Raw genomic sequence first — 26,562 nt, 5'->3', positions numbered from 1 at the left:
CTTTGGAAAGACCATGCAGTCACACGATACCGAACCGCCATTGGCGAGCAATGTTGCTCCCTTCACGGCACAGGGCATGCTGCTCGGCCTGCGCAAGGTTTCCGTGCTGCTGCCGGGCATCGTCGTCTTCGCCGTGGCCTTCGGCGCCGCCGCCTCGGCCAAGGGCATGAGCCTCGTCGAGACGCTGCTGATGAGCGCCCTGGTCTATGGCGGCGTCTCGCAGCTCGTGGCGATGGAGCTGTGGCGGCCGGAATGGAGCTGGGGCGCCATTGTCGGGCTGGCCGTGGTCACCGCCACGGTCAATGCCCGCTCGATCCTGCAGGGGGCCTCGCTGCAGCCCTGGTTCGCGCGCTATCCCAAGGGGCTGAACGCCTTCCACCTGTTCTTCTTCACCGATGCGAACTGGCTGATCGGCACGCGCTACCAGGCCGAGGGCGGGCGTGATCTCGGCGTCGTGGTCGGGGCGGGCCTCGGGCTCTGGGTCGTCTGGGTTCTCGCCACGGTTCCCGGCCACATGCTGGGCGCCCTGGTCTCCGATCCGCGCCGTTACGGCATCGACCTCGTCATGCCGATCTTCTTCGCGGCGATGATCGTGCCGCTCTGGCGCGGCCGGCGCGGGGCCGTTCCCTGGGTCGTTGCCGGTATCGTCGCCTTGCTGACGGCGAAGCTCGTCGACGGCTACGCCTTCATCATCGCCGGCTCGCTCGCCGGCGCGGTCACGGGGGCGTTCCGCGATGACGCTGTCTGATCCCGGCCCCTGGGGCGCCTTCATCGCCATCGGCGCCATGGCGGTGGCGACCTATCTCTGCCGGCTGGCAGGGGTGGTGCTGATGAGCTTCGTGCCGCTGACGCCGCATGTCCGGCGCGGCCTTGCCGCGCTGCCCGGCTCGATCGTGGTCGCGACCGTGCTGCCTTTGATCGAGCGGCTCGGCCTCGCCGCGGCCGTGGCGCTGCTCGCCGCCATCGGCGCGATGTTCGTGACCCGCAGCGAACTCGTCGCGCTGCTCACCGGCATGGCGATGATCTCGGCGGCGCGGTTCTTCGGCTTCTAGAGCATTTTCGAGCGAAGTGGACACCGGTTCGCGTGAAGACAATGCGGCAAACCAAGACCTGACCCATCACCCCGCCCGATGGCTTCCATCACATCCCGTCATCGCGCCATGTCCGGCTGGCTGTTGACGGCGCGTGGCGGCGGGAGGACGGTGCGGCTTAGCAAAAACGACTGAAACGGAGCGCCGTCATGGCATGGTATTCTCAGACCTGGACCTGGTTCGACGGAGCCTGGCATGAGGGCAACCCCGGCCTCGTCGGCCCGCGCAGCCATGCTCTCTGGCAGTCCTCCTCCGTCTTTGACGGCGGCCGCTATTTCGACGGCGTCGCCCCCGACATCGACCTGCACGCCGCGCGCGTGAACCGCTCCGCCGTGGCGCTCGGCCTCGAGCCCACCGTGACCCCGGATTTCATCGTCGAGAAGATGTATGAGGGCGCGAAGAAATTCGCTCCCGGCACGGCGCTCTACGTCAAGCCGATGTACTGGGCCGAGGCCGATGGCCCCTCGACCATCATGCCCGATCCGGATTCGACCCAGTTCGCGCTCTGCCTGTTCGAGGCGGCGATGCCGCAGCCGACGAATGGCTTCTCCGTCACCAAGGGCATCTATCGCCGTCCGACCTTCGAGACTGCCCCGACCGATTCCAAGGCCGGCTGCCTCTACCCGAACAATGCCCGCATCCTGAAGGCGGCCAAGGCCGCCGGCTTCGACAACGCGCTGGTGCTCGACATGCTCGGCCATGTCGCGGAGACGGCGACCTCCAACATCTTCCTCGCCAAGGACGGCGTGGTGAAGACGCCGGTCCCGAACGGCACCTTCCTGAACGGCATCACCCGCCAGCGCGTCATCAGGCTGCTGCGCGAGAACGGCGTGCCGGTCGAGGAGTGCAGCCTGCGCTACGAGGATTTCGAGACGGCCGACGAGATCTTCATCTCCGGCAATTACTCGAAATGCATGCCGGTGATCCGCATCGACGACCGCGTGCTCCAGCCCGGCCCGCTCTTCCGCAAGGCGCGCGAGCTCTACATGGACTTCGCGCACAGCAAGGCGAAGGCCGCCTGAGGCAATAATGGCGCGCCTTGCCACGCGGCTGACCGAGCGGCTCGGCATCGCCCACCCGATCCTGTCGGCGCCGATGGCGCTGGCGGGCGGCGGGGCGCTTGCCGCCGCCGTGACGCGGGCGGGCGGCCTCGGCCTGATCGGCGGCGGCTACGGCGATGCTACGTGGCTCGATCAGCAATTCGCCGCCGCCGGCAACACCCAGACCGGCTGCGGCTTCATCACCTGGTCAATGGCGAAGCGGCCGGAGCTGTTGACGCAGGCGCTGGCGCATGAGCCTGCCGTCCTGATGCTGTCCTTCGGCGATCCGCGCCCCTTCGCCGCCGAGATCGCGGCGGCGGGCGTGCCGCTGATCTGCCAGTGCCAGTCATTGGAGCATGTCCGGCAGGGTCTGGAGGCCGGTGCCGCGATCATCGTCGCCCAAGGCGCCGAGGCTGGCGGCCATGGCGCACGCCGCGCAACCTTGCCCTTCGTGCCCGAAGCGGCCGATCTCATTGCCCGCGAGAGCCCGCAGACGCTGCTTCTCGCCGCGGGCGGCATCGCCGATGGSCGYGGRCTCGCSGCKGCSCTGATGCTGGGKGCRGACGGCGTKCTSGTCGGYACSCGYTTCTGGGCGAGTCGCGAGGCGCTGGTGCATGAGCGCCACCATGCCGCCGCCGTCGCGGCCACCGGCGATGGGACGGTGCGCTCCTCATTGCCCGACATCGCCCGCCAGCTCGACTGGCCGAAGCCCTTCGACATCCGCGTCGCGGACAATGCCTTCATCGCGCAATGGGCCGGGCGCGATCACGAGCTGAAGGCCGCGATCGCGACAGAGGCTACGGCCTATCGCGAGGCCTTCATGGCCGGCGACCCCGACAAGGCCGCCGTGATCTTCGGCGAGGCGGCGGGGCTGATCGCCGATGTGCCGTCAGCCGGCGAGATCGTCGAGCGGATGGTCGAGGAGGCCGCTGCACTGCTCGGCGGGGCAGGGCGCTTCCTCGGCTGAGAATTCAGCGYAGCAGCCTGAGCAGCCCCGTCATCTTCAGCCCGATGCCGGCGATGGCGACATAGAGCAGGCCCGCGGCTGTGGACAGCAGCAGCACCGCCATCAGCAGCGGCTGTGGCAGGGACGCTGTCCATGCCTGGGCCGGAGAGGCGAACCACCAGGCCAGAAGGCCGGCGGCGACGGTGGCCATGCCGACGATCGCGACAAAGCCCGGCAAGCGCCGGTCCGGCTCAGTCCAGCCGCGCCGCCGCGCCAGCACGAACAGCGTCAGCAGATTGACCCAAGCGCCGRCGGCGGTGGCGAGGGCGAGGCCCGGAGCGCCCCAGTCGCGCCACAGGAACAGCTTGAGCGTGAGATTGCAGGCGATGGCCGCGAGCGCGACCAGCATCGGCGTCCTGGTGTCGCCGCGCGCCTGGAAGGCCGAGACCTGCGTGCGGATCATCACGATCGCCGGCAGGCCGAGGGAATAGGCGAAGAGCACGGTTCCGGCCGCCCGGCTCGCTTCGGCATCGAAGGCGCCGCGCTGGAACAGCCCCGCCACGATCAGGTCCGGAATCGCGATGAAGGCGGCGACGAAAGGAGCGCTGGCGAGGAGCGAGATCGCGACGGCGCGGTTCTGCGAGCGGTTGGCGCCGGCCTCGTCCCCGCGCGCGACCTGTCGGCTCATCGCCGACAATGCGACCGTGCCGACCGCGATGGCGATCAGCCCGAGCGGGAGCTGGTAGAGCCGCTCGGCATAGTAAAGGGCCGAATAGGCGCCGCGCGGCAGCAAGGAGGCGATGATCGTGTCGGCGAAGATCGCGATCTGCACGCCGGCCGAGCCGATCACCGCCGGCCCGAAGGCCTTCAGAAAGCGCCGGACGCCGAGATCCATATGCGGCCTGACCAGCTTGCTGGAGACGCCCGCGCGCTTGGCCGCCACATAGAGCAGCACCCATTGCGCCAGCCCGGAGATAGCGACGCCCCAGGCGGCGGCATAGGCCGCGCCCGGAAACAGGAAGGGCACGGCGAGCGCCGCCATCACGCCGATATTGAGCAGGATCGGCGCAGCGGCGAAGGCCGAGAAACGGTCGACCGCGTTCAGCGTCGCGCCGAGGAAGGTGACCATGGTCACGAAGAGCAGATAAGGGAAGGTGATCCGCGTCAGCGCGACGGCGAGCGCGAAGGTGGCCGGGTCTTCCTTGAAGCCGGGCGCCAGCAGCGTCACCAGCCAGGGCATCAATGGCAGGGCCAGCGCCAGCAGCACGACCTGGATCAGGAACAGCACGGTGAAGAGCCGGTCGGCGAAGAGATTCGCAGCCTGCTGCCCCTGCTTCTCCGCGACATGGGCATAGGCCGGCACATAGGCCTGGTTGAAGGCGCCCTCGCCGAAGATGGCGCGGAAATGATTCGGCAGGCGCAGCGCCACCGAGAAGGCGTCCATGGTGGCGCCGGCACCGAGCACGGCCGCGAGCATGATGTCGCGCGCGAAGCCGGTCAGGCGCGAGATCAGCGTATAGCCGCCGACCGACAGGATGTTCCGGAGCATGAAAATCCTAGCGGATCAGCGGCGGCAGGGCGTCGCCGCGCGGGTGGTCGACGGTGCGCGCCTCGAAGCCGACACGCTCGCCGATGAGGTAGAGCGGCCGGCGCTTCACCTCGGCGAAGATGCGGCCGACATATTCGCCGATCATGCCGAGCGAGACGAGCTGGATGCCCGAGAAGAACATGATCGAGACGATCAGCGACGGGAAGCCGGGCAGGTCCGTGCCGTAGATCAGCGTGCGCAGCATGAAATAGAGCGCCGACAGCGTCGCGATGCAGGCGATGATGGCGCCCGACCAGGTCGCGATCTTGAGCGGCACGGTCGAGAAGGAGGAGAGCCCGTCGAAGGCGAAGGAGAACAGCTTGCGATAGCGGAACTTCGACTGCCCATGCTCGCGCTCGGCGACCTGGAAAGGCACGCCGACGGAACGGAAGCCGACCCAGGCATAGAGCCCCTTGGAGAAGCGCGCCCGTTCCGGCAGAGCTCGCAGCGCATCGACCGCCTTGCGGTCGAGCAGGCGGAAATCGCCGGCGCCTTCCGGCAGGTCGGTTTCGCCGAACTGCGAGAAGATGCGGTAGAAGGCCTTGGCGAAATTGCGCTTCAGCCGGGTCTCGCTCTCGCGGTCGACGCGCTGGCCGTAGACGTTGAGATAGCCCTCGCGCCACTTCTCCAGAAAGGCGGGAATGACCTCGGGCGGGTGCTGCAGATCGGCATCCATGATGACGACCGCATCGCCATAGGCATGGTCGAGCCCGGCGGCGATGGCGATCTCCTTGCCGAAATTGCGGCTGAAGGAGACGGCGTTGATCMGCGGATCGGTGGCGTAGAGCTCGCGGATGGTCGCCAATGTCGCGTCCTGGCTGCCGTCGTCGACGAAGACGATCTCCCAGGAGGCGACCGCCTCCGTCAGCACGGCCCGCAGCCGCTCGACGAGCGGGCGCAGATTGTCGGCCTCGTTGTGGACGGGCACGACGATGGAAAGCTCCGGCCAGCGGGAGACCCGGGGCGTGCGCTGAAGCGGCGGGGACGCGATGTCCGACACGAACGACCTTTCATGACGCGTCTGTCGACGGGGTGACGCGCGACGCACAGAACCGTAAAGCTTGCCGGCCRACAAGCCCGCATCCGACGGCGCCTTGTGGCCGAAGGAGGAACACCAGGAGCGATGGCGAACGGCTTTGTTCTTTGCGCCGATGATTTCGCCATGACCGAAGGCGTCAGCCGTTCGATCCTGGAGCTCCTCGGCCGTGGCAGGCTCTCCGCCACCGGAGCGATGACCAACCGGCCACACTGGCGCAGATTGGCGCCGGAACTCGGCGCTTTTGCGGAAGCCGCCGATCTCGGCCTGCATGTCAACCTGACCTGCGCCGCCCCGCTCGGCACGATGCCGCGGCTGGCGCCGGGTGGAGAATTCCAGGCGCTGGGCGTCGTGGCGCGGGCCGCGGCGATCTCGCCGGCCGTCCGGCGCGAGATCGCGGCCGAGTTCGGGCGCCAGCTCGATGCCTTCGAGGATGCGATGGGGCGCCCGCCCGATTTCGTCGACGGGCATCAGCATGTCCATGTCCTGCCCGGCGTGCGGCGCGCGGTGCTCGATGCGCTGGCGCGGCGCTATCCGGCCGGGTCGGTCTATGTGCGCGATCCGGCCGACACGATATCGGCGATTCGCGAGCGTGGCGTCGCGGTGGGCAAGGCGCTGGTGATCGCCGGGCTCGCGAGTGGCTTCCGCGCGGCCGCGCTGCGCAGGGAGCTACGCGTCAATCGCGGCTTCTCGGGCGTCGCGCCTTTCGATCCGGCGCGCGATTTCGCGGCCGATCTGCGCCGCTTCCTGATCGCGCCGGGCCCTGCGCATCTGGTGATGTGCCATCCCGGCTTCGTCGATGACGAGTTGGCGCGGCTCGACCCCGTCGTGGCGCCGCGGCCGGTCGAGCATGCGGCGCTCGCCGCCTTCCGGCCGCCGGCGGACATGCCCATGCGGCGTTTCCGGGAGCTTGCGGCTTAGAGCATCGGCCCGAAAACTGGACCGCGGTTTTCGGGAAAAGTCGATGCTCTAGGGCCGGCTTCCGGCCGCCGCCGCAAGCGATTTGTTTACCGGCTTAGGTCAGTGTCCTCGCGGTGGATGGGGGCGCCGTCCGTCGATGGATCGCGCCGGGTTTTAAAGGGCAGTCGCTCGATGACGGGGTTGACGCGGGCGGCCGAGGCGGCTGAGGAAACGCAGGCGCAGGGTGGGATGAAGGGCTTCGGCTCGCTGAGCCGGCAGATCGCGCTCGCGGCCGTGGTCATCGTGGCCGTGGCGATCATCTTCGTGGTCATGGCTGTGGCGCGCTACAATGACAGCCGCACCCGCTCCGATCTCGACCAGAAGGCGACCGCGCTGACGCTGATGGTCGCCAATGCGGCGCCGTCGCTGATCCTGTCGCGCGACAACCTCACCCTGGGCTACATCCTCGAATCGCTGCGGCGCGACCCTGATTTCGATGCCGCCATCGTCGCCGACGATCTGGTCTCGCTCGCTTCCGCCGGACGGACCGAGGAGGCGCGCCTGTCCCTGACGCCCCGCTGGCTGACGAGCGCGGTCGGAGAGGAGCCCTGGCGCAAGCTTCTGTCGGTTCCTTCGGTCGAGATCGAGGACGATGTCAGCGTCACCAAGATCCAGCCCGTGCGCGTGGTCGACAGGCAGATCGGCTATGTCGCGGTGCGCTTCGACAAGACCAGGCTGGTTGCACGCGCGACCTGGGAGCAGTTTGTCATCATCGGCCTGGGGCTCGCCGTCCTGRTCGTGCTCGGGCCGCTGCTCTGGTTCTCGCTGTCGCGCACGATGCGCCCGCTGCGTGGCATGACCAATGCCATCGTCAGCATCTCGGACGGCGATCTCGACACGCCGATCGACGCTCAGGATCGTGGCGACGAGATCGGCGCGATCGCGCGCGCCCTCGGCGTGCTGAAGATCAGGCTGGCTGAGCGCGCGGCGCTGGAAGAGAAGCAGACTCTCTCCGAGACCGAGCGCAGGGCCCGGCAGCAGAACGTCGACGGTGCGATCGCGATGTTCCGCAGCGAGGTCGGCCTCGCGCTCGAAGCCTTCAAGAGCAACGCCGATCGCATGCAGGAGGCCTCCGACGGGCTGGCGCGCGTTGCCGCCGAATCCTCAGAGCGCGCCGCGCGCGCTGCCGACAACGCGCATGGTGCCTCCGGAAACGTCGAGAGCGCGGCGCAGGCGGCCGAGGAAATGGGCGCCGCGATCCGCGAGGTCGAGTTCCAGGTCCGGCGCGTCCGCACCGAGATCGTCGAGGCGGCCTCGGCCTCGCGCAACACCGCCGGCTCGGTCGAGGCGCTGGACGAGACGGCGCGCGCCATTGGCGAAGTGGTCAATCTCATTCGCGACATCGCCGCGCAGACCAACCTGCTCGCGCTCAATGCGACCATCGAGGCGGCGCGGGCCGGCGAGGCCGGGCGCGGCTTCGCGGTGGTGGCCTCCGAGGTCAAGTCGCTCGCGGCCCAGACCGCCGATGCAACCGACCGCATCGTCTCCCAGGTCGCCGCGATTCAGGGAGCGACAGGGCAGGTCGTCGGCGCGATCCAGAACATCGCCGAGCGGATGAACGCCATCGAAACCTTCGCCAACTCGGTCGCGGCCTCGATCGAGCAGCAGGCGCTCGCGACCGGCGAGATCGCCAGCGGCGTCGCCATGGCGAGCTCCTCGGCCCTGTCCGTATCGAGCGACCTGAGTGTGCTTGCCGACAGCGTCGAGGAGACCGGCCGTTCGGCCGAGCAGGTCCGCGGCGCGGCCGGCGAGGTGGCGACGCAGGCCCAGAGGCTCGATTCGACCGTGGACCAGTTCCTGCGCAACGTCGCCGCCTGAAGCGGTCGCGGAGCGGCAAACAAAAACGGGGCCGCGAGGCCCCGTTTGCTTTTCCGGTTCCTGATCGCCGGGATCAGCCCTTGGCGGCTGCGCCATGGAGCTCGGCGACGTATTCCCAGTTCACCAGGCTTTCGAGGAAGGCCTTGAGATAGTCGGGACGCCGGTTGCGGTAATCGATGTAGTAGGAGTGCTCCCACACGTCGACGCCGAGGATCGGCGTGCCGCCATGGACCAGCGGGTTCTCGCCGTTCGGGGTCTTGCTGATGGCGAGCTTGCCGCCCTTGACCTCGAGCCAGGCCCAGCCCGAGCCGAACTGGCCGACGCCGGCGGCGATGAAGTCTTCCTTGAACTTGTCGACCGAGCCGAAGGAGTCGACGATCGCCTTCTCCAGCGCGCCCGGGATCTTGCCGCCGCCATTCGGCTTCATCCACTTCCAGAAATGGAGGTGGTTGTAGTGCTGGCCGGCATTGTTGAAGACCGCGGCATTCTTGCCGTAGGAGCCCTTGACGATCTCCTCGAGCGACTTGCCCTCGAATTCCGTACCCTTGATCGCGTTGTTGCCGTTGTTGACATAGGCGAGGTGGTGCTTGTCGTGGTGGTACTCCAGCGTCTCCTTCGACATGAAGGGCTGAAGTGCGTCATGAGCATAGGGGAGATCGGGAAGGGTAAAGGTCATTGGGCCTCTCCTTGGGCTGTGAAATCGCTTGAATCAGAATGGCTTGCCATTCGGAGGCCGGGCCATGACAACCCTGCCGCTCCACGCGTTAGTTAAGCCGCCGCGCGCGGCTCGACAACCGCCAAACCTGCGAAAAACCCATGTCCTCTCGACAGGCGGCCACAATGGGGCCAGATTCCTCTCCTTAAGCCAGGTCGATTGGAAACTCTCTCTTATTCAATACGTTAGATATTGGCATGTTCCCGCCCGTCCACGAGCCGGGCAGGCCCAGCGTCAAGGAAGCCGAATTGATCGCGATTTTTACTCTCCTCGGCCTCGGGCTCTTCGGCGGCGGTGCCTATGCCGTCTATGATGGCTGGCCCTATCTGGTGCTGGAGCGGGGCTTCACCCAGGTCATCATCGGCTCGATCGCCATGACGGCAGGCCTCATCCTGCTGGCGCTGGCCTGGGTCCTGAAACAGCTCAAGGCGATCAGGACGGAGCTGGCGGAAGCCGCCGAGGCCCGCGTCTCCGTTGCGGCTCCTGCGGAAGCCGCTTTTCCGGTCGTCTTGCCCATGGCGCCGGCGAATGCGCCGCCCGCCTCGTCTCCGATCGTGCCCGCCGTGCTGGGTGCGGGTGCTGCGGCCGCCGCGGCCGCCGTCGTCGCGGAGACGTCGGAGGCCAGCCCATCGACCACCGGAGCGGTGGAGCGGGACCTGTTCGGCACGCTGGTCGCCGACCATCTTGCTGCCGCGCCGAAAGAGGAAGAGGAAGAGCAGGATGAGGTGCCGGCGCCGGAGCGCGATGATTCCGTGCCGGACATGTTCGCGAAGGTTGCGGCGGACATCGAGCCGACCGAGGCGGAGCATCCGATCGCCGTCGAGGATGAGAGCCACGAGCCGGCTGAGATCGTTGCGGCCCATATCCAGCCGCTGAGCGAGGACGAGGCCCTGGCGCACAGCGACGAGCAGGCCGAGGCGGCGGTCGAGAAGGCGGAGATCGACGAGCTTCCGCCCGAACATCCCGTCGCCGCCGTCACGGATCAGACTCCCGCCGATGAGGAAGACACCGCGCGTGACGAGTTCGCGATGCTGCGGGAAAGCCTGACCACCGAACTCGGCGACCTGCGCCGGCCGGCCGGGTGTGTCGAGCCGTCCTTCGCGCTGGACGATCACTTCGCGGAAGCCGAAACCTGGATGAAGCCCGGCGCCAAGCGCCAGGAGCCCCGTTTCGACACTGAGCAGCCTTCGGCCGAGGTTGAAGAGACTCAAAAGCCCATGCCGGTCGCACCGGTCTGGCCGCCGCGTACCGGGCCCCATGGTTTCGGTGTGTCGCCTGCGAATGAAGCCGAGCAGCCGGCGAAGCTTTCTCCCGAGCCCGTCGGGATGGATGCGGCTCCGGAAGCGCCTATGCCCTCCGAAGAGGTCGCGGAAGCGCTATCGAAGCCGGCCGATGAAGAGGTGCCTGCGGGCGAAAGCTCTCCCGCTGTCCCGTCCGAGCCGGCAGCGCCCGAACCTGCCGCCTCCGAAGAGGGGGTCGTCGGCGCCTATCAGGTCGGCGAAGCCCACTTCACCATCTATGCCGACGGTTCGATCCGCGCGCGCACGCCCGACGGTGAATACAGCTTCGCCTCGATGGACGAACTCAAGGTCTACCTCGCCAGCGAGAAGAGCCGGCTCGGCGTTTGAGCATCGCCGAGCGCCGCCGTCATTCTCGGGCTTGACCCGAGAATCTCATGACATGGCGGCTCTTTCGCCTCATCGAGCGCGAGATGCCCGGGTCAAGCCCGAGCATGACGCGGGAGGTTCTCGGGCCAGCCTTCGCCGACGGCCTTGATGGCGAAGGCATAGGCCAGCGCCGTTTCCTTCAGCGAATCGAAGCGCCCGGCCGCGCCGCCATGCCCCGCCTCCATATTGGTGTGGAGCAGGATCGGCCCGCCGCCGGTCATGGTCGCGCGCAGCCGCGCCACCCATTTCGCCGGCTCCCAATAGGTCACGCGCGGATCGGTGAGGCCGCCCATCGCCAGGATCGGCGGATAGTCCTGCGCGCTGACGTTGTCATAGGGCGAGTAGCTGCGGATCGTCTCGAAGGCTTTGACGTCCCGGATCGGATCGCCCCATTCCGGCCATTCCGGCGGCGTCAGCGGCAGGCTGTCGTCGAGGATGGTGTTGAGCACGTCGACGAAGGGCACTTCCGCGACGATGCCGGCGAAAAGCGCCGGCGCCATGTTGGCGACTGCGCCCATCAGCATGCCGCCGGCGCTGCCGCCCTCGGCGACGATGCGTCCGCGACGGGTGAAGCCGGCCTCCGCCAGCGCTTCCCCGGCGGCGATGAAGTCGGTGAAGGTATTGCGCTTCTTCTCGCGCTTGCCGTCGAGATACCAGCGCCAGCCCTTGTCCGTGCCGCCGCGGACATGGGCGATGGCATAGACGAAGCCGCGATCGACCAGGCTGAGCGGCCGCGTCCGGAACGAGGCGGACATCGCCGAGCCGTAGGAGCCGTAGCCGTAGAGTAGGCAGGGCGCATTGCCGTCGAGCTTCAGATCGGCACGGTGCAGGATCGAGATCGGCACCCGCTCGCCATCCTCTGCCGTCGCGAAGATGCGCCGCACCTTGTAGTCGGCCGGGTTGTGGCCCGACGGCACCTCCTGCCGCTTCAGCAGGGTCCGCTCGCCGGTTGCGAGATCGTAGTCATAGGTTTCGGCAGGCCGCGCCATCGAGGCATAGATGAAACGCAGCGTATTCGTGTCGAACTCGTAGCCGGCATCCATGCCGAGCCCATAGGCCTCCTCGTCGAAGGCGATGCTGCTCTCGGCACCATCTGCGAAGTCGCGGATCACGATGCGCGGCAGCCCTTCCTCGCGCTCCAGCCGGATCAGCCTGCCCTTGAGGCAGACATGGTCGAGGATGAGCCGGCCCTGCCGATGGGGAACGAGATCGCGCCACCCTGCCGGATCGGGGTTGGCGAGCGGGGCCGTCACGATCTTGAAGTCTTCCGCCCCCTCGGCATTGGTCAGGATCACGAAGTCGTCGCCATGGTGCTCGACGCTGTATTGCCGGCCGGGCAGGCGCGCGGCGACGAGGTTGAGCTTCGCTTCGGGTGAAGCGAGATCGAGCAAACGGATCTCCGAGGTTTCGTGATCGCTGATCGAGATCAGCAGGAAGCGGCCGGACTGGGTCTTGTCGATGTCGACGAACATGCCGGCATCGCTCTCGTCATGCAGCAGCTCATCCGTCTCGGCCGCCGTGCCCAGACGATGGCGCAGCACCCGCGACGGGCGGTGATCGGCATCAACGGCGACGTAGAAGAACGAACGGGAGTCGCTCGCCCAGACGATGTCGCCCGTGGCGTCGTTGACCTGGTCGGGCAGGTCCTCGCCCGTTTCGAGATCGCGGACGCGGATTCCATGCAGTTCCGAGCCGGCCTCGTCCGCGCTCCAGGCAAGCAGCCGATGGTCGGGACTGTGGACGGCGTCGCCGAGGTCGAAGAAGTCCTTSCCTTCGGMCARKGCRTCGGCGTCGAGCATGATCTGCTCGCGGCTCTTGCCTTTGTCTTTGCCCTTGTCCTTGCCGTGACCTTCCCGCGGGCGGCGGCAGATCAATGGATGCTCGGCTCCCTTGCGATAGCGTGAATAGTAGAGCCAGGCGCCGTCCGGCTGCGGAACGCTGGAATCGTCTTCCTTGATCCGGCCGCGCATTTCCTTGACGAGTTCGCGCTGCAGGTCGCGGGTCGAGGCCATCAACGCCTTGCAATAGACATTCTCTGCTTCGAGATAGTCGCGGATATCGGCGGGCAGCACTTCGGGGTTGCGGAGCACATCCTTCCAGTTCGGGGCTCGCAGCCAGTCGTAATCATCGCGTAACAGCACGCCGTGGACGGTGCTTTCCTTCGTCCTGATCTCTGCTTTGGGCGGCGCCGGCAGGCGGCGGGATCGGCGCGATACGCCGCTCTGATCTCGAAGGCCGGGGGCAGGACGCATGAGCGGTTCTCCATGACGGGCGCCCGAGAGGTAGAGCCCCGCTGCTACGGTGACAAGACGCACTTCTTGTCGGTAGGTATACCTTTGCGTGCATTGGAAATCGCAGTCATTTGCGCTGCCGAATATTGGATCAAGATATTCCTGTTCGATTGAATTGTTCTCTTGCGTGAATAGCCAGTATCCATTACAGGCTGATCTCGATCGATCGGGTCGATGATTCTGTTTCCGGTAGTGCCCGCCACTATTGGCAAGGATGGCCACCAGGTGGGGCTTTCAAAGACGGGCGATCGCCAAAGTCCACGTTAAGAACGATAAGGAGCGACATAGCTATGGCCGATCACGAGGGAGCGGACTTCATCGAACTGACGGCAGACATCGTTTCTGCCTATGTCTCCAACAATTCAGTTCCTGCGTCCGACTTGCCGGCGCTGATCAGCGAAGTCCATTCGGCGCTCAGCCGCGTCATCGGCGGTGTGGCTCCGGTGCTTCCGGTCGAGGCGCCGAAGCCGGCGATCCCGGTCAAGAAGTCGATTACTGCCGATTTCCTGGTCTGCCTCGAGGACGGCAAGAAATTCAAGTCGCTGAAGCGCCATCTGCGCACGCAGTACAACATGTCGCCGGAGCAGTATCGGGAGAAGTGGGGCCTGCCGCCCGACTACCCGATGGTCGCTCCGAACTACGCCGAGGCTCGCTCGCAGCTCGCGAAGAAGATGGGCCTGGGCCAGCAGCGTCGCAAGCGTCGCTGAGACGCGGGACGAAGCAGAATTTCATCGACAGAAGCCGCCGGATTTCCGGCGGCTTTTTTCATGCCGATCGTTTCGTGCCGGTCGTTTCTTGCTGGTCGTTTCTTGCTGGTCGCTTCGTGCCGGTCGCTTCTTGCCGCCGTTCGCGGGGATAACCGAGCGCGCAGGCTTGCCAAAGCGAATATAAGAATATAATCCTATTGCCCGGATCTCGCGCCGCCGTTCGCGCAATCGGAGAATGGGAACGTAACATGAACAATATCAAGGCCGGCCCTGACATGATCTTGCAGGAGGCTGCCGGTGCCAGACTGGCCGAGGCCACCGTCGCGGCTGCGGCGAAGATCGCTCCCGGGAAGCTCAGGGCCTTCAATCGCGGCCGGCGCCCGGTTGCCCGGGCGCGCCAGCGAGCGATGTATCTGGCCCATGTCGCCTTCGGGCTGAGCCTCACCCGCGTCGGCGCCTGTTTCGGGCGGGACCGCACCACCGTGCGCCATGCCTGCGCCTTGGTGGAGGACAGCCGCGACGATCCGGGGACGGAATTCGGCCTGAACGCACTCGAAGCGGCCCTCCTTGCCGCCAGTGCCAGCCTGTCGGCCCATCCGAGGGAGATTCTGTGATGACGAACGAGATCGACCGGCGTGATCGCGAGCGGCTCCTGCGCCATCTGCGCGAGCCGAATGCCTATGGCATCGTCTCCCCGCTCGGCTGCGGCCGGATCGCGCTCTATCGCGAGCGGAACGGCGCGAGCCTTGGCGCAGGCTATGTCGCGGCGGAAGCGGCGGCGGCGCTCATGGCCGAGGGGCTGATCGCCTGGGCGGGCGAGGGCAGGGGCGCCCGCCTTACGCTGAAGGAGGCGTCTTCCGGGCAAGGCGTTCCGGTCGCCCCGCCATTCGATGCGCCGCAGGCGCCGGCGGTCCGGATCGACGAGTGCGAAAGCCCCTTGCTCTGGCTGAGGCGGCGGCTCGGCAAGGACGGCAAGCCGCAGATCAGCGACGAGGAATTCGCCGCCGGCGAGCGCTTCCGGTCCGACTTCACGCGCGCGCAGATGCTGCCGCGCACGACCATGAACTGGGATGCGGCGCTGACCCCGGATGAACGTAGCCCCGGCCCGCGCGATCCCGCCGGCGCGTCCGATGTGGCCATCGCGGCCCGCCAGCGCGTCCGGCATGCCTGCGAGCGGCTGGGGCCGGCGCTGTCCGGCCTCGCCATCGACGTCTGCGGCTTCCTGAAGGGGCTCGATCTGGTCGAGCGCGAACGGCACTGGCCGGCACGCTCGGCCAAGGTCGTGCTGCGCGTCGCGCTTGCGACGCTGGCCTCGCATTACGGCATGGATCGCGGCGGCAAGCCGTCCGGTCTTACCGCCTGGCAGGCGCCGGATGCCCGGCCGGGCATCCCGCCCGCGGCCGGGCGCTGAGGCGTTTCACATTGCCGTGGTGCGGGCGTCGCTCTTGATGCGCTCGATCATGGCGCGCACGCCGTTTGAGCGCTGCGGCGTGAGATGCGCGGCGAGGCCAAGCTTCTCGTAGATCGCGAAGGCGTCGGTCGCGAGGATCTCCTCCGCCTTCCGGCCCGAGAAGATGGCGAGCGCCAGCGCGACGAGACCGCGCACGATATGGGCGTCGCTGTCGCCGCGGAAGAACAGGCGCGTCTGCGGGCCGGGCCCGCCTTCGCGACGCAGGTCGAGCCAGACCTGGCTGGCGCAGCCGCGCACCTTGTTGGCGTCGTTATGCGCGTCCTCGGGCAGCGGCTCGAGGCTCTTGCCGAGCTCGATCAGGTAGCGGTAGCGGTCGTCCCATTCGTCGAGCAGCTCGAAATTGGCGACGATCTCGTCGAGAGTGGTGGTCATGTCCTGCCTTGCCGACCTCCGATCCATCCGGAGCCGGCGCGCTCTCTTCCCGCGCCTTGCGGGCTTTCGTCAAGCATTCAACGCGGGGCGGAGCGACCGGTTGCAGCCGATGCGGCGGCGTTGATGATACGCCCACGCGTCTCCGGATCGAGTCCCGCCAGGATCTGGGCCGCCTCGCGGGCCGCGGTGAGGCTGCCGGCCGCCACGCGCGGCTCGGCCTGGACCGCGCTCACGACCTGCCGCACGGCCTGGGGCAGCTCCACCTCGGCCGGCTTGCCGCCATGGACCGGGGAGTTGATCGCGATCAGGCCGATGATCGCGACCTTGCGCAGGAAGTAAGCCATCTCGATCTCCGTTGCGGTTCTTGCGACCGCGACGCTGACCCTAGCCGGGGATCCGGAAAAATCGCGTCATTCCAAACGCTCAAATGCGAGTCGAATGCGGATGGTGATCTTCAGGTTCCGTTCACCCTGCTTTGAACCTTCATGCCACATGAGAAAGCCGCCGAAACAAGCGTAACTATCTGCCGAATTTATATAAACTTGAAATTGGCCGCCTGTGGGGCGTCTTGTCGGGCGATCGCCTTAAGCCCCGCTTAAACCCGCCATGGCGAGATAGCGGCAAGCGGGCATGTCGGTCCGCACGAGTTAGGCGTTGCGTTTCGGATGGTGATGGCAGCACTCAGGACACAGGCGGCGGCACTGGTGCATGCATCGGCGCGGTCGGACACCTGCGAGAGGGGGCGCCACGAGCGCTTCATCCTGTCGCGGCTGCTCGTCGGCGCCGGTGCCCTTGGTCTTGCGCCTGCCTATCTCGCCTGGCGCGGAACGCTTGGCACCTTCGAGGCCGCGATCGTCGTGGCGGCGGCGCTGCCGCTCCTGGCCGTCTTCATCCTCTCCCGCAGCGGGCGGCTCGACATCGCCCATGCCGTCTCGGCGGCTGCGCTGTCCCTGTTCATCGTGACGCTCGCGGCCGCGACCGGCGGCGCGCGCTCGCCGCTCCTCGCCGGGCTCGCCATCTTGCCAGTGGAGGCCGCCAGCCTCGGCGGCCGGAAATACGTGTTTCGCGCCGGGATGGTGGCGGTGACCGCGCTGCTGGCCATGGTCGTCGCCGACCAGCTCGGCGCCTTCGCCGCTCCTGCGGCCTGGACGCAGCAGGCGATGCCGCTTCTCGTCATCGGGGTACTGGTGCAGGCGCTCGTCGTCACCGCGATCATGCTGCGCCGGCGCGATACGGAATTGCGCGAATACAAGGCCTCCGACGAGCGCGCCCGGGCGCTGCTCGACCATGTCGGCGATCTCGTGACCTGGCATGACGTGGACGGTGCCGTCGTCTTCGCCAATGCCGCGGCGCGCCAGCTCGCCGGAGCCGAGCCGCGCGAACTGACGGGCCGTGGCCTGTTCGAGCGTGTCCACATCGCCGACCGTCCGCTGTTCCTCAAGGCGCTGAGCGATGCCGCCCATGGCGATGCCGGCGTCAGCGCCTGCTTCCGCACCCTGTTCGTGCCGCGGGAGGATGGCGGGGCGGGGCGGGTGCCGGTCTCGCGCTGGCTCGAAATGCAGGCTTATCGGGTCGCGGGGTCCCAAGGCGGCAAGGGCGCGACCGTCGTCTGCGTSATGCGCGACGTCACCGCGCGCCGGGTGCTGGACGAGGAGCGCGAGCGCGGCCATGCCGAGGCCCTCAAGGCCAACGACATCAAGGGCCGCTTCCTGGCGACGGTCAGCCATGAATTGCGCACGCCGCTCAACGCCATCATCGGTTTCTCCGAGATGCTCAGCATGGACGAGACGGGGCGCCTCGATGCCGGCAAGCGCGCCGAATATGCGCGGATCGTCCATGCCTCGGGCAACCATCTGCTCGATGTCGTCAACACATTGCTCGACATCTCGAAGATCGAGAGCGGCGCCATGTCGATCGAGCGTGAGCCGCTCGACCTCGGGGTGCTGGCGCAGGATTGCTGTGCGCTGATGGCGCTGCGCGCCGAAACCGGTGGCATCGCGCTCGAGCATGTTCTGGGCCCGGCGCTGCCGCAGGTCGAGGGCGACAGGCGCGCGCTCAAGCAGGTCGTCCTCAACCTCCTGTCCAACGCGGTCAAGTTCACCCCTGCGGGCGGCCGCGTCACCCTGGCCGTTATTCGCGACGGGGATGTGATCGACCTCTCCGTCTCCGACACGGGCATCGGCATCTGTGCCGCCGATCTGCCGCGATTGGGTGATCCCTTCTTCCAGGCCAAGGGCTCCTATGACCGCTCGCATGAAGGCACCGGCCTCGGGCTTTCCGTGGTGCGCGGGCTCGTCGGCCTGCATGGCGGGCGGCTGAGCATCGAGAGCGCTCCCGGCGTGGGCACGCGCGTTTCGGTGCGCCTGCCGGTCGGCGGCGCCGAGACGGTCGAGCCGCCGGCCAAGATCGTGACCTTCGCCAGGGCGCCGCGCCGTGGCATCGACACCAAAGAACCGCTTCGCCTGACTGCCTGAGAACGAGCCGAACAGATGTCCGCAACCATGGCCGCCCGCGCCCGCCCCGGCGCCTCCTTGTCCGCTCCGGTCCGGCGCGCGCAGCCGGCGCGCCGGAAATCGTCCCCATGGTTCGCCCGCCTCATCCGGACGGCGAGCCGGCGGCCGGGCCGCGCCCTGATCCTGCTCGTCTTCGGCATCGTCTCGCTCGCCATCGTCGCCAATGCGCTGATGTTCCAGACGGCGCGCCATCCCCATCCGATCCTGTCGGCGCCGCGCCCGGTCGAGGAGGCGCGTCCCGCAGCCCGGCGTGCCGAACCTGCGCCCGCTCCCGCTGCGGCGCCTCCGACCGACATTCCTTCGCTGCTGGGCCCGGCCCTGCCGCCGTCGCGCCCCAGCGACCTGTCCCAGGCCCAGCCGGCCGTGCGTGAGGCCGCGCCCCGGCCGCCTGCGGCCGTCACCAATGTCGCGCGCACGCCGGCCCCGGCTCCCGCCCCGGCGGCAGCCCCCGCGCCGCGCGCTGCTGCGGCTCCCGCTCCGCGCGATCCCATCGCCGATCTGATCAACGGCGCGGATATGCGCCCGCCGGCGGAGATCCGCGGCGCCGCCACGCGTTCGGCGGCAGCGCCGCGCCGCACGGCCTCCAATTGACGCCCGGCTTCGCCAGCCCATGGCGCGCCTGACCAGCGAGTTCTGGGTTTCGGCCTGGCTGCGGCAGGCGGCGCATGACGGGCTCATCGCCGTGCTGCGGCGTCGCGGCGCGGCCGAGGCCGGCGCGATCTTCGTCAAGCTCGACCGCCTCGACGGCACCGCCGTGCTCTATGGCCCGGCGCCGCAGACGCTCGCCAGCGACGACGGTGTCCGTCGCTTCCAGCTCCTGCTCGATGCCGATCCGCTGACGGTCGAGGATCGTGTCACGCGCGAATTGCGTTTCGACGGTGACCTCTGGCTCGTCGAGATCGAGAACCGGGCGGGCGATCCGCGCCTGGAGCTGGTGAGCGACTAGCGCATTTTCGAGCGAAGCGGACACCGGTTCGCGTGAAGAACATACGATAAAACAAAGAGATGGAGCATTTCCGCGATTCGGAGAGACGCGGAAATGCTCTAGCCGCGCTCCCGCTGCGGGCCGATCCGCCCCAGCACCTCGGACATGGCGGGCTGGCCTTCCGGCCGGGCGGTGCCTGCTCCGGCGCGAGAGGGCGTGCCGCTCGGGTCCATCGCCGGCTGATGCTGGCCCCGGCGCTGCGGAGCCGGTGGCGCGAGCCCGGCGATCTGCTGGACGAGGCGCCTGGCGATGACCGGCCTGATCGAACGCATCAGGGCGACGAGCGCGAAGATGCGCTCGACCGAATGCGCGGCCTCGTCGCCGAGCCGGATCAGGAAACGCGTCGCCTCCTCGACGGTGGTGCCGCTGGCGATCAGGGCAAGCGCCGCGAGTTCGCGCGCCGCGTCGCGATCCATGGCCTCGGCGAGCGCCGGGCCGCCGCCGAAATGCCGGGCGATGGCGCTGAAGGCTCGCTTCCGGTCCTCGCTGGCAAGCGCGAGCCAGTCGGCGAGGACCGCGGCCGGAAGCGGCGGGAGCCGCTCGCCGGGATGCAGCGCCTCATGCGCGGCGAGCGAATCGAGGATGCTGAGCCGCCGCTCCGCGCCAGCGCGCAKGAAGAGCGGGGCGAGCTCGATATTCGAGAGGTCCGGCCGGCCGAGCAATCCGGATCGATAGGCCGGGCGGCTGCGGGCACGCGCGATCAGGATGTCGGCGGCGGCGCGGGGCAGGGGGGCTTCGGTATTGGCGATCAGAGCGAGGTCGAGCGCGTCGGAATCCCGCTCGACCAGCATCAGCGTCGCGGCGGCGGTGAGGTCGCGGCGCGCGCTCAGGGCCGACAGCATCTCGTCATCGCCCGTCTCCGCCAGCTCTTCGATCTCGGCGGGAGCGAGCGGCAGGCCGTGCCGCAGCATCTCGGCGAGGATCGTGCCGCCGCGCTCGCGCAAGGCCAGCAGGACCGGCGCGGGGGTGTGCCGCCAGCCGGAGAGCTTGCGTGCGAGGATGAGCGCGGTCGCCTCGTCGATGCTGGGAATCAGGGCCGTCGCCATCTCGGAAAAGGCCGCGAGGTCGTCCTGCGGAGGGCGCGGCGCCGAGAGCAGCAGGTCGGCTCTGACACGCAGCGAGACCTGGCTGAGATCGAGCCCGCCTTCGCGCGCGAGGCGAGCGAGATCGGCGAGTTCCTTGGCGGGGGACGTGGTCATGAGGCAGCAAATCCGATGTCGGATCGCAGATTATCCCCGATGGCTTAAGGCCACGTTAACCATGTCTGGGCCTGATGGTCTTGAGAGCTGTGACACGGGAGCGGCCTCTGCGTCGTCCGTGGCTTTCGCGATCGTAAGCAGGCGCTGGACAAGGAGGCGCACATGGCCGACGTCATCCCCTTCGCGCTCTGGCGGCGCTGGCAGGCGCGGAGCTGCGCCTTCCCGCAGACGAGCGCCGAAATCCTGTTCTTCACCGGCGTGCGCTTCGAGCGCCCTGCCGAGCCCGGCCCACGCAACGCCTTGCCGCGCGGCAGCCGCCCGGCGACGGGCAAGGCCGTCGGCCGCAGGAAGGCCAGGCAGCCGGCGTGACGGATTCAGCAGACGCGACGACACGCCGCTGGCCGTGCGGCGGCAAGACGGCTTTCGCCGCGCTGTTCGCGGTGCTGGCCTCGGCCTGCACCGCGACGACCGGCGATCTCGGCCGGCCGCGCCCGACCGTCTGGTCGCAGCTCCTGGCGCCCGAGGCGGGTTTCCTTGCGGCGGCGGTCCGGGGCGAGGCGGCCTCGCCTTTCCGCCTTGAGCATGGACCGGGTGCGGATGCGCACGGTCGAATCCTCCCCCGATGTCGCACCCGAGAAGCAGGACCCGGCCCTGGCGCGCGTCGTCGAGAAYGAGGGGCTGGTCTTCTGGGTCTGCGAGCGCCTCGATTTCCGCCTGAGGAGCTATCGTTACGCGCTGGCCAATCTCGTGGTCGAGATGCCCTCCCGCGAGGCCATCCGTGCCGAACGCGCCATCATGGCGCTGGAGGCCGAGGCCGGCCCGCTCTGCAGGATGCCGCTCAACGACGCCTTCGGCGAAGGCACGAAACGCCCCGTGGTCTACAAGGGCTGAGTGGCGGGCGGCGCACCGTCAGTTCGCCATGCCGCACTGGATGCCGGTGGCGAGCGCTTCGGCATCCGCCCGGTCGGAGGGGCGCTTGGCGAGCACGCGCGCGACGATGAGCCCCTGTGCGGTGTCGGAGACCACGCGCAGTTCGCGGCTCGTCTCGCCCTCCTCGTCATTGGCGACGCGCTCGTCATATTGCGCCTCCGTCATCACCAGGAATTCCAGCACGCCTCGGATCGCGGCCCGGTCGGTGATGGCGTAGATCACGCCGCCGCCCTGGCGGTGCAGGGTGAGCCCGAGCGGCAGCGTCCCGATATGGGCGACGACCCGCATCGGCCCGGCCGAGAGATCGTAGCCGCAGATGGCGGTCACCGCATTCGGGTCGGCCTCCTGCAAGGGCGGCAGTCCCGCGGCATTGCCGGCCGGCGGGATGATCTCGGCATGGCCCTCGCTGCCGAGATTGCGATAGGCATGCGCCGCATCGCGCTGCGACAGGACCGGGATCAGGAGAATCGTGACGATGTGCACGATGGCTGCGAGCATGAGCCCCGCGAGCGTCGTCAGGGCCAGGCGCATGGCTGCGGAGCGCAGCCGATCGGGCCAGCTCCGGGGCGCCGGTGCGGGCCGGGGAGCCTTCCCGGGCCGGGCCTCGTCCGGAAGCGGCGCGGCTGTGGGGTCGAGCGCGCTCATCGGCAGTCGATGCGCGTGATCCGGGGCAGGTTCGCCGCCCGCGTCTCCCCGGTCTGGCTCGACACCGGCGTATCGTAGAGCCGCAATCGGAGCTGGAAGCGTCCGCCCGCCGGCAGCGGCAGCCAGTTGCCGGCCTGGGCCGCCGCCGCGGCCGTGATCGACAGCCCGCCATCCTCTCCGCGCACGATTTCCGAATCGGTGAAGCTCACCCGTTCGAGCGGCAGGTGGAAGGGGCGGCCGGCACCATCCGTGACGCCCAGCGTCCAGCCCCGCGATGTCGGGATGGTGCCGCTGACGCGATAGCGGCAGCGCCCTTCGAGCGGCGCGCCGTCGTCGCTGCGCTCGGCGATCAGCTCGAGCCCCTCGCCGGCGCCGATGGGCAGATGGACGCCGCGCGCCAGATAGGCCCGCATATAGGGATCGACGTCGCGGCTGCCGCTGCCGGGCCAGGCCATCCAGGAGCCGACCTCGACCTTGCCCACCACCGGCCGGCCGGCGACCGCCCAATGGGCCGAGACCAGCCCGAGACCGGCGCCCAGCCCGAGAACAGTGGCGAGATCGAGGATTCGCACGCTTGCCTTCCGCGCCTGTGCCGCATCGCAGCCCGCCGGAGTTGAACCCCGACGCTCCGGGCCGTCAACCGCCGGCGCTGTCTCGGTTTGAATTTCGGGTTGCGCGCCCCTGGCGAACCCACAAAGCGGATTGAAACGCTGCGTGGAGACCCGCGCTCATCATGGCCAAACGGGTCCGCCGTCCAGCCCCGCGGTTTCCGGCAGGCCGCAGATCAGGTTCGCATTCTGCACCGCCTGCCCGGCCGCACCCTTGCCGAGATTGTCGACCGCGCCCATCGCGATCACCAGGTTGCGCTCTGGATCGGCCGCATAGCTGACGAATGCGAGGTTCGAGCCCGTAGCCCATTTGGTCTGCGGCGGCTTGTCGGTCACACACACGAACGCTCGCCCGGCGTAGAAGCGCCGGGCCGCGTCCAGGCACTGCTCCGTGGTGGCGCGGCCGCGGCAGTAGATGGTGGCGAGGAGGCCGCGGGTCATCGGCACCAGATGCGGCGTGAACACCAGCCCGGCCGCGCTGCCGCCGCTCAGCCGCTCGATCGTCCTGGCCATCTCGGGCATGTGGACGTGCTTGAGCAGCCCATAGGGCACCAGGTTCTCGTTGCTCTCGGCGTAACCGAACTTGCTGTCGGCACCGCCCCGGCCGGCCCCGGAGACGCCGGTCTTGGCGTCGATCATGATGTTGCCCGGCTCGATCAGCTTGTTGGCGAGCAGCGGCGCCAATGCGGTCAGCGTCGCGGCAGGGAAGCAGCCGGGGTTGGCAATGCGGGTCTGACTCTTGATCTCAGCCGGCCAGACATCTGCCAGGCCATACGCCCAACCCTCGACATAGCGGTGGTCGCCGCCGATATCGACGATCTTCACGCTCCCGGGGACGCGCGCCAGCGCCTCGGCCGAGGTGCCCGTGGGCAATGACGCGAACAGCAGATCGAGCTTCGGCAGCGTCGCCGGGTCCCACTTCTCGATCACCAGCTCGGCCAGCCTGGCCGGCACACCGGGGAAGCGGTCCACCAAACGGCTGCCCGCGCTGCTCTCGCCCGCGGCGTAGACCAGCTCGAAAGACGGGTGGCTCGCGATCAGGCGCAGCGCTTCGCCGCCACCGAAACCGCTGATCCCGACAATGCCGACGCGAATGCTCATGATGGTGTCCTTCTGGAGTTCGGGCAAAAGAAAACCCCCGGAGCCGAGGGCTGCGGGGGTTCAGGAAGGCGGGCCGAGGCCGCTTCGGCGGGTGCGACCTACGATGAGGCCGTCACCATGCGGAAGAACGCTGATCGACGCGCAGCCCGAAGAGCCGCCGCTTGGGGAAAGCGGCGTCGGCGTCGATCACAAAGGTTCTGGTGCCTGAACATGCCTTAGGACACTGTCGCGAGCCCTATTCATCGTCAAGCGGAATATCCGCTTTCGGCGGTGGGTTCGCGGAGGTTGGCACCCTCGGCTCACGGACCAAAACAGGCTCGCAGGATAAGGACGATGACGATGACCGAGGTGCTGGACGAGGGGCCGTTTTTTCACGGCACGATCGCGGATTTGCGCGTGGGTGATTTCCTTACCGCAGGATACCGGTCGAACTATCGTCCTGAGGTGGTGATGAACCACGTCTACTTCACGGCCCTTGTGGACGGCGCCGGGCTTGCCGCCGAAATCGCGGCGGAACTTGCCGGAGGCGGGGCAGTCCCGCGTGTTTATGTCGTAGAGCCGACCGGGACATTCGAGAACGACCCGAATGTGACCGACAAGAAATTCCCCGGCAACCCCACTCGGTCGTATCGCAGCAGCGCACCGCTCAAGGTCACCGGCGAAATCACGCATTGGACCAGATTGACGCCCGAAGCGCTCCAGATGTGGAGGGAACGACTGACGGCACTGCGCTCGAACGAACGAGGCGAAATCATCAACTGATGCGTGGCGACACGCATCTCGTGCCGAGGCAGCGCCCAACTGTCAGCGCAGCCGCGTCTCCAGCCCCGAGACCTCGCGGATGCCGACCTGGACCGGGCGGCCCTTGAAGGTCATGGCCGGCAGCGCGCCGCCGGTCAGGTTCGCGGTCTCGGAGGAATCGTCGTTGCCGAACCAGACGGCTTCGACGAGGTTGCCGGAATAGCCGACATACCAGGCGTCCTTGTAGCCGTTGGTCGTGCCGCTCTTGCCGGCCGTCACCACGCCGTCGAGCGCGGCGCGACGGCCGGTGCCCTCGGTCGGCACCTTGGAGAGCATGAAGTTCATGTCCTGCATGACCTGGGTCGTCAGGACCTGCTGCGGCTCGGGCTCGTCGCGGCCGTGATTGTAGATCAGCTCGCCCTGCGAGTTATGGATGTCGAGCGCCGCATAGGGCTTGGCCCGCTTGCCGCCATTGGCGAAGACGGCGTAGCCGGCGGCCTGGTCGATCACCGTCACCTCCGCCGCGCCGATCGGCAGCGAGACCGTGTCGGTGAGCGGCGTCGTCAGCCCCATCGCATGGCCCATCGCCACGATCTTCTTGCGGCCGATGGCGGCGGCGCGCGCCTCATGCGTCTCGCCGGTGGCGCGGCCGATCGCGATCGACATCTGCACCGGGATCGAGTTGATCGACTTCGCCAGCGCCACATAGAGCGGCATCGACCCCGAGAACGAGCCGCCGTAATTCTTCGGGCACCAGTTGCCGATGCAGACAGGACGGTCGGTGACGATGGTGTTCGGCCGATAGAGCCCGGCCGAGAGCGCCGTCGCATAGACATAGGGCTTGAAGGAGGAGCCGGGCTGGCGCTGGCTCGCCGTGGCGCGGTTGAACTGGCTGGCGCCGTAGTCGCGCCCGCCGACGATGGCGCGCACCGCCCCGTCCGGGTCCATCACGACGGTCGCCGCCTGCTTCACGCGATAGGTCGGGCCGTGCTGGCGCAGGATCGCCTCGACCGCCTCGTCGGCCCGTTGCTGGATCGCGGAATCATGCGGCGTCTTGACGGTGAGCACCCGGTCGGAGCCGAGCTTGCCCTCCTCGGCCAACTCCTTCACCTGGTCGAAGGCCCAGTCGAGATAGTAGTCGGGGCTGGATTCGCGCTTGCGGTCGACCGGCGTCGCCGGATTGCGCTTGGCGCTGTCAACCTGGCCGGCGGTCATGAAGCCGGCATCGACCATGGCGTTGAGCACGTCATTGGCCCGTGCGCGGGCGGCGGGCAGGTTGACATGCGGCGCGTATTTCGTCGGCGCCTTGAACAGGCCGGCCAGCATGGCGGCTTCCGCCAGCGAGACGTCCTTCACCGACTTGCCGAAATAGTATTCCGCCGCCGCCGCTACGCCAAAGGTGCCGCCGCCCATATAGGCGCGGTCGAGATAGAGCTTGAGGATCTCGCTCTTGCTCAGCCGGGCCTCGAGCCAGAGCGCCAGGAAGGCTTCCTTGATCTTGCGGTCGAGCGAGCGCTCGTTGGAGAGGAACAGGTTCTTGGCGAGCTGCTGCGTCAGCGACGAGCCGCCCTGCACCACGCCGGAGGCGCGCGCATTCACGGTCAGCGCCCGGAAGGTGCCGATGATGTCGATGCCGAAATGGTCGTAGAAGCGCCGGTCCTCGGTCGCGATCACGGCCTTCAGCAGATGGTCCGGCATCTCCTCCAGCTTGAGCGAGTCGTCGTGCCGGGCGCCGCGATGGCCGATCGCATTGCCGTAGCGGTCGAGGAAGGTGACGGCGAGCACCTGGCTCTTCAAAGCCTCCTCATTGCCGATGCGGAAGGCGGGCAAAGCCAATATCAGGACGAAGAGCGCGCCGACGATGCCGATGTTCAGCCCCTCGCTGGCGAATTCGGCCGCAAGGCGCCTGGGGCCGGTCACGGTCAGGCGGTCGGCCTGGCTGCGGATGCGCTCGTAGATCTCGCCGACGCGGCGGCCCGCGCCCCACAGGCCGGCATCGAGCCATGAATCGACGGCGAGCGCATAGCGCTTCAGCCGCGTCCTCCAGCCTGCCTTCCTGAACTCCATGGCCGTTCCAGGCTTCCCGAATGGCCCCCGACACAGTCCTGCCCCGCGGTCGCCGCCTTGGCAACAGGAGG

The 26,562-nt window shown here is 68.1% G+C and carries 27 protein-coding genes; 16 read left to right on the top strand and 11 right to left on the bottom strand.

Features of this window, described 5'->3' with window-relative positions; translation table 11 throughout:
• Window positions 1-13: 13 nt before the first annotated feature.
• The 4 genes from AB4Y99_RS00240 to AB4Y99_RS00225 all read left to right on the top strand — a co-directional run bounded on the left by AB4Y99_RS00240 (window position 14) and on the right by AB4Y99_RS00225 (window position 3,098).
• Window positions 14-748, top strand: a complete 735-nt coding sequence (locus tag AB4Y99_RS00240) for an AzlC family ABC transporter permease (RefSeq protein WP_441521959.1) — start codon at window positions 14-16, stop codon at window positions 746-748.
• Window positions 735-1,052, top strand: coding sequence for an AzlD family protein (locus AB4Y99_RS00235; RefSeq protein ID WP_038361083.1), 318 nt, complete (start codon window positions 735-737; stop codon window positions 1,050-1,052). The genes AB4Y99_RS00240 and AB4Y99_RS00235 overlap by 14 nt, the downstream gene beginning before the upstream one ends.
• A gap of 188 nt (window positions 1,053-1,240) precedes the next feature.
• Window positions 1,241-2,113, top strand: coding sequence for a branched-chain amino acid aminotransferase (locus tag AB4Y99_RS00230; RefSeq protein ID WP_038361085.1), 873 nt, complete (start codon window positions 1,241-1,243; stop codon window positions 2,111-2,113).
• Between the two features lie 7 nt (window positions 2,114-2,120).
• Entirely contained in the window at window positions 2,121-3,098 is a 978-nt protein-coding gene (locus AB4Y99_RS00225) for an NAD(P)H-dependent flavin oxidoreductase (RefSeq protein WP_441521958.1), read from the top strand.
• A gap of 4 nt (window positions 3,099-3,102) precedes the next feature.
• Here AB4Y99_RS00225 and murJ read toward each other — a convergent pair whose 3' ends face one another.
• A complete protein-coding gene (gene murJ / locus AB4Y99_RS00220; RefSeq protein WP_441521957.1) occupies window positions 3,103-4,626 on the bottom strand; it encodes a murein biosynthesis integral membrane protein MurJ in 1,524 nt (507 codons plus the stop codon).
• Between the two features lie 7 nt (window positions 4,627-4,633).
• Window positions 4,634-5,665: a glycosyltransferase family 2 protein gene (locus tag AB4Y99_RS00215; protein ID WP_441521956.1), complete on the bottom strand. Its 1,032-nt coding sequence runs from the start codon at window positions 5,663-5,665 to the stop codon at window positions 4,634-4,636.
• A 123-nt stretch (window positions 5,666-5,788) separates the two neighbouring features.
• Between AB4Y99_RS00215 and AB4Y99_RS00210 the strand changes: the two genes are divergently transcribed.
• Entirely contained in the window at window positions 5,789-6,622 is an 834-nt protein-coding gene (locus AB4Y99_RS00210; protein ID WP_441521955.1) for a ChbG/HpnK family deacetylase, read from the top strand.
• Between the two features lie 171 nt (window positions 6,623-6,793).
• Complete coding sequence (locus AB4Y99_RS00205; protein ID WP_441521954.1) at window positions 6,794-8,479, top strand: methyl-accepting chemotaxis protein; 1,686 nt, start codon at window positions 6,794-6,796, stop codon at window positions 8,477-8,479.
• 73 nt (window positions 8,480-8,552) lie between these two features.
• On the opposite strand, the gene AB4Y99_RS00200 is transcribed toward AB4Y99_RS00205, so the two are convergent.
• On the bottom strand, window positions 8,553-9,155 hold the full coding sequence (locus tag AB4Y99_RS00200) for a superoxide dismutase (protein ID WP_441521953.1): 603 nt from the start codon (window positions 9,153-9,155) through the stop codon (window positions 8,553-8,555).
• Window positions 9,156-9,391: 236 nt separating this feature from the next.
• Between AB4Y99_RS00200 and AB4Y99_RS00195 the strand changes: the two genes are divergently transcribed.
• Window positions 9,392-10,822 (top strand): hypothetical protein, encoded by a 1,431-nt coding sequence (locus AB4Y99_RS00195; RefSeq protein ID WP_441521952.1) that lies wholly within the window; start codon window positions 9,392-9,394, stop codon window positions 10,820-10,822.
• A gap of 92 nt (window positions 10,823-10,914) precedes the next feature.
• Here AB4Y99_RS00195 and AB4Y99_RS00190 read toward each other — a convergent pair whose 3' ends face one another.
• Window positions 10,915-13,113: a S9 family peptidase gene (locus tag AB4Y99_RS00190; RefSeq protein WP_441521951.1), complete on the bottom strand. Its 2,199-nt coding sequence runs from the start codon at window positions 13,111-13,113 to the stop codon at window positions 10,915-10,917.
• A gap of 329 nt (window positions 13,114-13,442) precedes the next feature.
• On the opposite strand from AB4Y99_RS00190, the gene AB4Y99_RS00185 reads away from it, so the two are divergent.
• From AB4Y99_RS00185 to AB4Y99_RS00175, 3 genes are all read left to right on the top strand, one after another.
• Entirely contained in the window at window positions 13,443-13,859 is a 417-nt protein-coding gene (locus tag AB4Y99_RS00185) for a Ros/MucR family transcriptional regulator (RefSeq protein ID WP_038361095.1), read from the top strand.
• A 248-nt stretch (window positions 13,860-14,107) separates the two neighbouring features.
• A complete protein-coding gene (locus AB4Y99_RS00180; RefSeq protein ID WP_081925283.1) occupies window positions 14,108-14,473 on the top strand; it encodes a helix-turn-helix domain-containing protein in 366 nt (121 codons plus the stop codon).
• Window positions 14,473-15,270 carry a DUF6456 domain-containing protein gene (locus AB4Y99_RS00175; protein WP_441521950.1) on the top strand — a complete coding sequence of 266 codons (798 nt, stop codon included), beginning with the start codon at window positions 14,473-14,475 and terminating at the stop codon, window positions 15,268-15,270. The genes AB4Y99_RS00180 and AB4Y99_RS00175 overlap by 1 nt, the downstream gene beginning before the upstream one ends.
• Window positions 15,271-15,276: 6 nt before the next feature.
• Here AB4Y99_RS00175 and AB4Y99_RS00170 read toward each other — a convergent pair whose 3' ends face one another.
• Together AB4Y99_RS00170 and AB4Y99_RS00165 are read right to left on the bottom strand one after the other, a co-directional pair.
• Window positions 15,277-15,702, bottom strand: coding sequence for a SufE family protein (locus AB4Y99_RS00170; protein ID WP_441521949.1), 426 nt, complete (start codon window positions 15,700-15,702; stop codon window positions 15,277-15,279).
• Between the two features lie 77 nt (window positions 15,703-15,779).
• Window positions 15,780-16,046, bottom strand: a complete 267-nt coding sequence (locus tag AB4Y99_RS00165; protein WP_038361101.1) for a hypothetical protein — start codon at window positions 16,044-16,046, stop codon at window positions 15,780-15,782.
• Window positions 16,047-16,373: 327 nt separating this feature from the next.
• Here AB4Y99_RS00165 and AB4Y99_RS00160 point away from each other — a divergent pair, with 327 nt between their 5' ends.
• Genes AB4Y99_RS00160 through AB4Y99_RS00150 form a run of 3 tightly spaced genes read left to right on the top strand, consistent with a single transcriptional unit; the run spans window position 16,374 to window position 19,161 of the window.
• Window positions 16,374-18,176 (top strand): sensor histidine kinase, encoded by a 1,803-nt coding sequence (locus AB4Y99_RS00160; RefSeq protein WP_441521948.1) that lies wholly within the window; start codon window positions 16,374-16,376, stop codon window positions 18,174-18,176.
• Between the two features lie 15 nt (window positions 18,177-18,191).
• Window positions 18,192-18,806 (top strand): hypothetical protein, encoded by a 615-nt coding sequence (locus tag AB4Y99_RS00155; RefSeq protein ID WP_038361103.1) that lies wholly within the window; start codon window positions 18,192-18,194, stop codon window positions 18,804-18,806.
• 19 nt (window positions 18,807-18,825) lie between these two features.
• Entirely contained in the window at window positions 18,826-19,161 is a 336-nt protein-coding gene (locus AB4Y99_RS00150; protein WP_038361105.1) for a DUF1491 family protein, read from the top strand.
• 98 nt (window positions 19,162-19,259) lie between these two features.
• On the opposite strand, the gene AB4Y99_RS00145 is transcribed toward AB4Y99_RS00150, so the two are convergent.
• Complete coding sequence (locus tag AB4Y99_RS00145) at window positions 19,260-20,399, bottom strand: DUF2336 domain-containing protein (protein WP_441521947.1); 1,140 nt, start codon at window positions 20,397-20,399, stop codon at window positions 19,260-19,262.
• 162 nt (window positions 20,400-20,561) lie between these two features.
• On the opposite strand from AB4Y99_RS00145, the gene AB4Y99_RS00140 reads away from it, so the two are divergent.
• Window positions 20,562-20,768, top strand: coding sequence for a hypothetical protein (locus AB4Y99_RS00140; protein WP_038361109.1), 207 nt, complete (start codon window positions 20,562-20,564; stop codon window positions 20,766-20,768).
• A 228-nt stretch (window positions 20,769-20,996) separates the two neighbouring features.
• Window positions 20,997-21,290, top strand: a complete 294-nt coding sequence (locus tag AB4Y99_RS00135) for a hypothetical protein (RefSeq protein ID WP_441521946.1) — start codon at window positions 20,997-20,999, stop codon at window positions 21,288-21,290.
• Window positions 21,291-21,308: 18 nt separating this feature from the next.
• Here AB4Y99_RS00135 and AB4Y99_RS00130 read toward each other — a convergent pair whose 3' ends face one another.
• The 3 genes from AB4Y99_RS00130 to argC all read right to left on the bottom strand — a co-directional run bounded on the left by AB4Y99_RS00130 (window position 21,309) and on the right by argC (window position 23,683).
• The gene (locus AB4Y99_RS00130) at window positions 21,309-21,860 is read right to left on the bottom strand and encodes a DUF1254 domain-containing protein (protein ID WP_441521945.1); all 552 of its coding nucleotides are present in this window, start codon (window positions 21,858-21,860) and stop codon (window positions 21,309-21,311) included.
• A 110-nt stretch (window positions 21,861-21,970) separates the two neighbouring features.
• Window positions 21,971-22,546, bottom strand: coding sequence for a DUF1214 domain-containing protein (locus AB4Y99_RS00125; protein ID WP_441521944.1), 576 nt, complete (start codon window positions 22,544-22,546; stop codon window positions 21,971-21,973).
• Window positions 22,547-22,705: 159 nt separating this feature from the next.
• Complete coding sequence (argC, locus tag AB4Y99_RS00120; protein WP_441521943.1) at window positions 22,706-23,683, bottom strand: N-acetyl-gamma-glutamyl-phosphate reductase; 978 nt, start codon at window positions 23,681-23,683, stop codon at window positions 22,706-22,708.
• A gap of 333 nt (window positions 23,684-24,016) precedes the next feature.
• Between argC and arr the strand changes: the two genes are divergently transcribed.
• Complete coding sequence (gene arr, locus AB4Y99_RS00115; protein WP_441521942.1) at window positions 24,017-24,445, top strand: NAD(+)--rifampin ADP-ribosyltransferase; 429 nt, start codon at window positions 24,017-24,019, stop codon at window positions 24,443-24,445.
• 42 nt (window positions 24,446-24,487) lie between these two features.
• Here arr and AB4Y99_RS00110 read toward each other — a convergent pair whose 3' ends face one another.
• Window positions 24,488-26,491: a transglycosylase domain-containing protein gene (locus AB4Y99_RS00110; protein WP_441521941.1), complete on the bottom strand. Its 2,004-nt coding sequence runs from the start codon at window positions 26,489-26,491 to the stop codon at window positions 24,488-24,490.
• Window positions 26,492-26,562 lie beyond the last annotated feature (71 nt).

Origin of the sequence: Allobosea sp. TAB14, from assembly GCF_052113865.1 — a bacterium.
In the GTDB taxonomy this organism is placed as follows: Bacteria; Pseudomonadota; Alphaproteobacteria; order Rhizobiales; family Beijerinckiaceae; genus Allobosea; species Allobosea spartocytisi.
This window is presented reverse-complemented; position numbering and strand designations above follow the sequence as displayed.

Bases quoted from the DNA above. Each gene is read 5' to 3' on its own strand.
- AB4Y99_RS00240 (WP_441521959.1), top strand. From the start codon at position 14: ATGCAGTCACACGATACCGAACCGCCATTGGCGAGCAATGTTGCTCCC.
- AB4Y99_RS00235 (WP_038361083.1), top strand. From the start codon at position 735: ATGACGCTGTCTGATCCCGGCCCCTGGGGCGCCTTCATCGCCATCGGC.
- AB4Y99_RS00230 (WP_038361085.1), top strand. From the start codon at position 1,241: ATGGCATGGTATTCTCAGACCTGGACCTGGTTCGACGGAGCCTGGCAT.
- AB4Y99_RS00210 (WP_441521955.1), top strand. From the start codon at position 5,789: ATGGCGAACGGCTTTGTTCTTTGCGCCGATGATTTCGCCATGACCGAA.
- AB4Y99_RS00200 (WP_441521953.1), bottom strand. From the start codon at position 9,155: ATGACCTTTACCCTTCCCGATCTCCCCTATGCTCATGACGCACTTCAG.
- AB4Y99_RS00195 (WP_441521952.1), top strand. From the start codon at position 9,392: ATGTTCCCGCCCGTCCACGAGCCGGGCAGGCCCAGCGTCAAGGAAGCC.
- AB4Y99_RS00185 (WP_038361095.1), top strand. From the start codon at position 13,443: ATGGCCGATCACGAGGGAGCGGACTTCATCGAACTGACGGCAGACATC.
- AB4Y99_RS00180 (WP_081925283.1), top strand. From the start codon at position 14,108: ATGAACAATATCAAGGCCGGCCCTGACATGATCTTGCAGGAGGCTGCC.
- AB4Y99_RS00175 (WP_441521950.1), top strand. From the start codon at position 14,473: ATGACGAACGAGATCGACCGGCGTGATCGCGAGCGGCTCCTGCGCCAT.
- AB4Y99_RS00170 (WP_441521949.1), bottom strand. From the start codon at position 15,702: ATGACCACCACTCTCGACGAGATCGTCGCCAATTTCGAGCTGCTCGAC.
- AB4Y99_RS00165 (WP_038361101.1), bottom strand. From the start codon at position 16,046: ATGGCTTACTTCCTGCGCAAGGTCGCGATCATCGGCCTGATCGCGATC.
- AB4Y99_RS00155 (WP_038361103.1), top strand. From the start codon at position 18,192: ATGTCCGCAACCATGGCCGCCCGCGCCCGCCCCGGCGCCTCCTTGTCC.
- AB4Y99_RS00150 (WP_038361105.1), top strand. From the start codon at position 18,826: ATGGCGCGCCTGACCAGCGAGTTCTGGGTTTCGGCCTGGCTGCGGCAG.
- AB4Y99_RS00140 (WP_038361109.1), top strand. From the start codon at position 20,562: ATGGCCGACGTCATCCCCTTCGCGCTCTGGCGGCGCTGGCAGGCGCGG.
- AB4Y99_RS00130 (WP_441521945.1), bottom strand. From the start codon at position 21,860: ATGCGCCTGGCCCTGACGACGCTCGCGGGGCTCATGCTCGCAGCCATC.
- argC (WP_441521943.1), bottom strand. From the start codon at position 23,683: ATGAGCATTCGCGTCGGCATTGTCGGGATCAGCGGTTTCGGTGGCGGC.
- arr (WP_441521942.1), top strand. From the start codon at position 24,017: ATGACGATGACCGAGGTGCTGGACGAGGGGCCGTTTTTTCACGGCACG.
- AB4Y99_RS00110 (WP_441521941.1), bottom strand. From the start codon at position 26,491: ATGGAGTTCAGGAAGGCAGGCTGGAGGACGCGGCTGAAGCGCTATGCG.